Below are 6,471 nucleotides of genomic sequence, written 5' to 3'. Positions count from 1 at the left end.
GCCCTGCCTTCATGCGCGTACCGCCGAAAGATCACCCGACCAGGAACTCTGTTCGATCCACACGCTCCAAGATCGGTTGAGATACGGCTTCTAAGACACTCCAGCCGTCCGGTGTCACAGCCGGGCGGCTGGCCCTATGAGCGGAGCACGACTGTGACTGACACGGTGATCGCCTGGGATACCTACTCGCGGCAGCGGCCCGAGCGCCGGCCGACCAACGCCCGCGGCGAGACGACTTGGTTCAACTGGACCCAGTACGCGGATCACGGCCCCGGCATCGAACTGCTGGAAGTGGACGACGGCGCCCGTGTCCTGGACCTCGGCTGTGGGAAGGGCGGCAACGCCGCGCACCTGGCTGTTGTTGGCGTGCGCGCCGTCGGTGTCGATGTCTCGCCCAGGCAGCTGGCCGCGGCGCGCGAGCGGTGGGGGCTGACGCCGGGGCTGGAGCTGCACGGGGCGGAGGCAGTCGGCTACCTGCGGGAAGACCAGGAAGGCTTCGATGCCGTGTACTCGGTGTACGGCGTCGTGTGGTTCACCGACCCGGCCCTGCTACTGCCCGCGATCCGCAAGCGGCTGCGCCCTGGCGGCCGGCTCGTCTTCTCCCAGCGCCCCCCAGTGGAAGGCTGCTATGGCTGCCAGGCCTCGTACATCCCGCGCGGCCCGGACGAGGACCCGCTCGTCGTGAAGCGGTGGGACTACGAGCCCGACGCGTGGGAGCGACTCCTGAAGGAGCACGGCTTCACCGACGTTGACGCCACGGTCCTGGCCGCCCCGCCCGGTAATCGGACGATCGGCACCCTCATCGTCCGAGCGCGAGCCTGACAGTCCTGTACCCGGATCGCCCATGACGGGTGGCGGGCTACTCCCCTGGTAGCGGATCAGCGAGAGACATCCAGGACATGGGCGATAGGCAGGAGAGCAGTCAGCTTCATCTCGGCGTAGGCCTCGACGCGTTTACTTCGTCGTGTCGGTCCAGGCGATCTCGAAGTACTTGACGCGTTCGTCTTCTCCCGTCGGCCGCATGCCGACTGCCATCATGACGTGCTGGGACGCGATGTTGTCGTGGTCGGCGGCGCCTTTCACGCAGGTGACGCCGCGTGCCCGCGCGAACAGCAGTAGTTCGCGGAGGGCTTCGGAGGCGAATCCCTGGCCTCGTGCCGACGGGATGAGGCCGTAGCCGATCGTGACGCTGCCGTTCTCGTCCGCGGGTCCGTGGAATCCCAGGCCGCCGATCGCCTGACCGTCCTCGCGGAGACGGATCTCGTAGTTACCGAACGGCTGGGGATCACCGGTGTTCGCGCAGGTGCCCAGGAAGCGCCTGGCGGCGGACACGTCTCCATCAGTGGGATATCCGGGCGCCCATCGGGCACTGCCACGAGACTCGCCCGCCACCACTCGCTCAGCCTCGCTGACGGTCATCGGATGAAGTACGAGTCGCGCCGTCACTAGATCACCCATAGCAAGGAGGGGTATCACGCGGGACGACCGGATCACACTCGGATTATCCGACGCGGACACCCGCCTCCGGTTGATGATCGTAGGTACGGAAGGATCACGGTATCCGTGGCGGGGATGGGCTGTTCGAGGCCGAGCCAGTGGACAAGCAGCCGCCGCCCCCGCCCTACCGATCCCGCCCGCACGCATACGCCAGCGGCGAGATCAACTCCTCCACATCCGGCAGCCAGCGGTTCGCCGCCGTGGGCCGGCAGGCCCACTGCACGGCCCCCCAGGAGCCGAACCGAGTGGGCGGTCCGGCGACGTACGCCCCTTCGCCCAGGGCGACGAGGTCGAGTGAGGACGGGGACCAGCCCAGTTTGCGGACCAGGTCCGGTACCTTCGCCGACGCCCCGGGCAGCACGAAGAACTGCATCCGCCGGTCGGGCGTCAGCGTCACCGGTCCCAGGGTCAGTTCCATCCGTTCCATCCGGGCCAGCGCCAGGAACCCGGCCGTCTCCGGTACCGAGACGGCGTCGAACGTCCGCCCCGTCGGCAGCAGGATCGACGCCGTCGGCTGCTTCTGCCACATCCGGCGCGCGACGGTCGCACTGCCCGTGGCCTGCGACGCCCAGTCCGCGCGCGCCGGATGCGCCCCGGGGGCGGCGCACGCGATGTCCTCGCACGAGCAGCGCTGCTCCCCCTCGACGGCTTCCAGCCAGGTCCCGGGGAAGACGTCCCAGTGACGTTCCTCGGCGTAACGTACGGCGGTCTCCAGCAGCGATTCCCCGCGCTGCTTCGGAATCTGAGCGGCTTCGGTACTCACGATCGTCTCTTCCACGTTCCACTCAACTCCCGCGTCCACCTGGAGTTACGGCCGGGCCTGAGCCGGGGGCGTGCGCGGGGGAGGAGCATCGATTCCGCGTCCGGGGCGCATGGGGGCATGTGCGGGGGCGCGTAGGAGGAATGGAAGCGTGACGTGGGTAGCCAGGTACGGGGGCGGCGACTGCACTTACCCCGGCAATCCTCACATGCCTCGCATTTTCGCCGTGTTTGTGGGGCATTGATCTTCACGGCCGGATCTTTTCGTTCCACGAGACCTGACGAGAGCTGATGAGAGCAGCGAGTTCAGGAGTCCGTCCGTGCAAGACACGTCAACTCGGTGCGTGGGCAGGCACCGCAGCCACAGGGGGTACGCCATGGCCGCAAGGCCTCTCGTCGCGCGGCAGCCGAACGAACGGCTGCAGGCGCTCATCCAGGAAGCGGGCTGCTCGAACGCCGGGCTGGCCCGCCGGGTCAACATGTGCGGCGCGGAGCACGGACTCGACCTGCGCTACGACAAGACGTCCGTGGCGCGCTGGCTGCGCGGACAGCAGCCACGCGGACGCGCTCCGGCGATCATCGCGGAGGCACTGGGCCGCAAACTCGGCCGTACGGTCACGATCGACGAGATCGGCATGGCCAACGGCAAGAACCTCGCCTCGGGCGTCGGCCTGCAGTTCTCGCCGACGGTGCTGGGGGCGATCGAGCAGGTGTGTGAGCTGTGGCGCAGTGACGTGGGCCGCCGGGACTTCCTGTCCGGCTCCTCCGTCGCCGCGTCGGCGCTCGTCGAGCCCAGCCGCGACTGGCTGATCTCCGCGCCCGACTCGCAGGTATCCCGCGCCGCCGGGCCCCGGGTGGGGCAGTCCGACGTCGCGGCGGTGCGGGCGATGACCCAGGCGCTGGTCGACCTGGACCACCAGTACGGCAGCGGGCACGTGCGTCCGGTGGTGGTGCACTACCTCAACAGCGTGGTGTCCGGGCTGCTGGCGGGCTCGTACCGGGAGGCGGTCGGCCGGGACCTGTTCGCCGCGGTGGCCCGACTCACCGAACTCGCCGGCTACATGGCCGTCGACACCGGCCAACCGGGCCTCGCGCAGCGGTACTACATCCAAGCGCTGCGCCTCGCGCAGGCGGCCGGTGACCGCGGCTACGGCGGCTACATCCTCGCCGCGTCGATGAGTCACCTCGCCGCGCAGCTCGGAAACCCGCGGGAGATCGCGCAGTTGGCGCGGGCGGCGCAGGAGGGGGCGCGTGGACGCGTGACCCCGCGCGCGGAGGCGATGTTCCACGCGGCCGAGGCGCGCGGGCACGCGTTACTGGGTGACGCGCGGTCGGCCCAGTCGGCGTCCGGGCGCGCGGTGAACGCGCTGGAGCAGGCCGATCCGTCCACCGGGGACGACCCGGTGTGGATCGCGCACTTCGACGAGGCCTACCTGGCCGACGAGTTGGCGCACTGCCACCGGGACCTGGGACAGGCCGAGGCGGCGGAGCGGTGTGCGCGGGAGTCCCTGGCCGGGCATCCCGAGTCGCGGGCCCGCCGCCGGGCGATCGGCTATGTGCTGCTGGCCACCGCGCAGGTGCAGCAGCGGGAGGTGGAGCAGGCGTGCAACACCGGCCTGAAGGCGGTGGAGTTGCTGGAGACCCTCCGCTCCAACCGGGGCGCCGAGTATCTGGACGACTTCCAGCAACGCCTGGAGCCGTTCCGGGACGAGCCGGTGGTGAGGGAGTTCGGGGCGCGCCTGGATCTGCAGGTGGCTGCGTGAGACACGGCCGTACGAGGGTGTAACAGGTCGGAAAAAGAAGGAGCGGGTGGGGAAAGGGGGCTGAATACGGCGGATGGGGGCAGGTTTACGGCACCACGGACATCAGGACGTGTGCGTGGATCTGTTACGGCGGTCACAGGGACCCAGGTCACGGCCTGAGCTGCGTAGCACCGTGCTCTGAGGACCCGGTAGCGTGAGCCGACGATTCCGCAAGTCCCCCATTCGTAGGAGTCCCGGTGACGCAGAGTGGACAGGGCGAGGAGCCCGAAGCGCGCGAAGCGCGTGAAGGCATCGTGCTGCCCTCCGACGGCGGGGAACCCCTGCTGCCGGGCATGACAGGCGGGTACGGCGGCGGCCGACCGAACCCGGCGGCTCCGGGATCCGGCACGGCGTACGGCCGGACGTCCGGTGAACCGTACGACCAGGCACCGGGCTCGGCGCCCGGACCGGAGCGCGGGCAGGCGCCAGGACAGGCGCCAGGACAGGCGCCAGGACAGGCGTACGGGCAGGACGCGGGATCGGCGTACGGACAGCGGCCCGGATCGGCGTACGGGCAGCCGAACGACCAGGCATACGGCCAGTCGTACGGCCAGACATACGGGCAGAGCTACGGGCAGCCGCACGAGCAGGGCCACGGTCAGATACCGGGGCAGACGCCGGGGCAGGGTCCCGGTCCGGGATCGGCGCCGGCCGGTGGTCAGGCCTGGGGCACCCCGTGGGGGCCGGACCAGGCCGGGGCGCAGGCCCCTGCCGCGCCGCCGCAACAGGGCTGGTCCGCTCCGCCCGCCCAGCCCTGGAGCACCTCCGACTCCGGCCACCCGGCACCGCCCGCCGACTGGGGAACGCCCCAGGCGCCCGGCCAGGCCGCGTCCCCGAATCTTCCTCCGGAGGGCGGGCAGCCCTCGGGCCACGGCGATGCCTACGGCTCCCCCGGGGCGGCCGCCTCCGCGCAGCCCGCGGGCGCCGCCCAGGATCCGCCCACCTCCTACTACCTGCCGCCCGTCGGCCAGAACACCCAGCCGCCCTCCGCGGACGCCTACGGCTCACCCGCCGCCGCACCCCTGCCGCCCGCGGCGCCGGACGCTCCCGGCTCCGCCCAGCCGCCCGCGCGCCGCACCGCCCCCGGCGCCGCTCCCCTTCCGCCGGCCGACGAGGGCGCCACCCAGTACATCCCGCCGGTCGCGCCCGGGACCGGGGACGGTGCGACGGGGTATCCCGGGCAGCCCCCGGCAGCCGCGAGTGAGGGCGCGACCCAGTACCTGCCGTCGGTCGGGCCCGGGGCGCTGCCGCCCGAGGCGGGGTCGGCGCCGTCCGCCGAGGCGACCCAGTTCCTCGGCCGCGCACCCCAGGGCGGCGCCCGGCCGGGAGCCGGACCGCTGCCGCCCGCCGCCGGACCCGACGCCGAGGCCACGCAGTTCATCGCTCCGGTGCCCGGACAGCAGCCGCAGGCCGCGCCCTACGGCGGACCGCAGGGCGCGGATCGGCAGCCGCCCGCCGAGTTCGACAACCTCTTCCGCGGCGGCCCGGCCGACGAGCCGGCCGGCGCGACCCAGCAGATGCCCCGCCTCCAGCAGCCCGAGGCCGGCTTCGGCGCCCAGCCGCCGTACGGACAGTCCCCGCAGCCGTCGTACGCCCCGCCCGGCGGCGGTGGACGCGGCGGCACGTACGACGACGGGGACGACGGTCGCGGTGGTCGGCGCGGTTCACGGGTGCCGGTGATCGCCGCCGTCGGTATCGGCATCGCCGTCCTCGGCATCGGGGCGGGCGCGCTGCTCGCCGGTGGCGGGGACGACGGCAAGAAGGCGGACGAGAAGAACCAGACCGTGGCCGCGACGGCATCCGCGTCCCCTTCCGCCTCGCCGTCCGCCGATCCGGCCGAACAGCAGGCCATCGCCCTGGACAAGCTGCTCGCGGACAGCGGCGGCAGCCGCACGACGGTGATCAACGCCGTGGAGGACGTGAAGTCCTGCGACAGCCTGGCCCAGGCGGCCAAGGACCTGCGGGGCGCGGCCCAGCAGCGCAGCGGGCTGGTGACCCAGCTGTCGAAGCTCGAGGTCGACAAGCTGCCCGACCACGCCGAGCTGACCGACGCCCTCACCAAGGCGTGGCAGGCGTCCGCGTCGGCCGACAACCACTACGCGGCGTGGGCGGACCAGACCGCGGGCAAGAAGGGCTGCAAGAAGGGCCAGGCCCGGGTCACCGGCCAGACCCAGGCCGCCAACCGGGCGAGCGGCACCGCCAGCACCGAGAAGGTCAGGGCGGCGAAACTGTGGAACGCGATCGCGAAGCAGTACGGCCTGACCGAGCGCCAGCCGACCCAGCTGTGACCGGGCTGCGGGGCCCGGTACGGCCGGGTCCCGCAGCCCCTCAGCCCCTCAGCCCCTCAGCCCCTCAGCCCCACAGCCCCCCCCCCCCCCCCCCCCCCCCCCACCCCCCCACCCCCCCCCCCCCC

5 protein-coding genes are annotated in these 6,471 nt (G+C 72.2%); 3 read left to right on the top strand and 2 right to left on the bottom strand.

Annotated features, from left to right (window positions below):
• Positions 1-153: 153 nt before the first annotated feature.
• Complete coding sequence (locus ABZ027_RS42850; RefSeq protein ID WP_356778489.1) at positions 154-822, top strand: methyltransferase domain-containing protein; 669 nt, start codon at positions 154-156, stop codon at positions 820-822.
• 132 nt (positions 823-954) lie between these two features.
• Here the strand turns inward: ABZ027_RS42850 and ABZ027_RS42845 are convergent, their stop codons facing one another.
• Together ABZ027_RS42845 and ABZ027_RS42840 are read right to left on the bottom strand one after the other, a co-directional pair.
• Positions 955-1,458: a GNAT family N-acetyltransferase gene (locus ABZ027_RS42845; RefSeq protein WP_356778487.1), complete on the bottom strand. Its 504-nt coding sequence runs from the start codon at positions 1,456-1,458 to the stop codon at positions 955-957.
• 163 nt (positions 1,459-1,621) lie between these two features.
• A complete protein-coding gene (locus ABZ027_RS42840; RefSeq protein WP_356778485.1) occupies positions 1,622-2,275 on the bottom strand; it encodes a bifunctional DNA primase/polymerase in 654 nt (217 codons plus the stop codon).
• A gap of 358 nt (positions 2,276-2,633) precedes the next feature.
• On the opposite strand from ABZ027_RS42840, the gene ABZ027_RS42835 reads away from it, so the two are divergent.
• A complete protein-coding gene (locus ABZ027_RS42835) occupies positions 2,634-4,019 on the top strand; it encodes a transcriptional regulator (protein WP_356778483.1) in 1,386 nt (461 codons plus the stop codon).
• A 236-nt stretch (positions 4,020-4,255) separates the two neighbouring features.
• Positions 4,256-6,346, top strand: coding sequence for a hypothetical protein (locus ABZ027_RS42830; RefSeq protein WP_356778481.1), 2,091 nt, complete (start codon positions 4,256-4,258; stop codon positions 6,344-6,346).
• Positions 6,347-6,471: the final 125 nt, after the last annotated feature.

This window comes from Streptomyces sp. NPDC006332, from assembly GCF_040612855.1.
GTDB lineage: Bacteria > Actinomycetota > Actinomycetes > Streptomycetales > Streptomycetaceae > Streptomyces.
The sequence above is the reverse complement of the archived record's forward strand: the minus strand, read 5'-3'. Positions and strand labels throughout refer to the sequence as shown.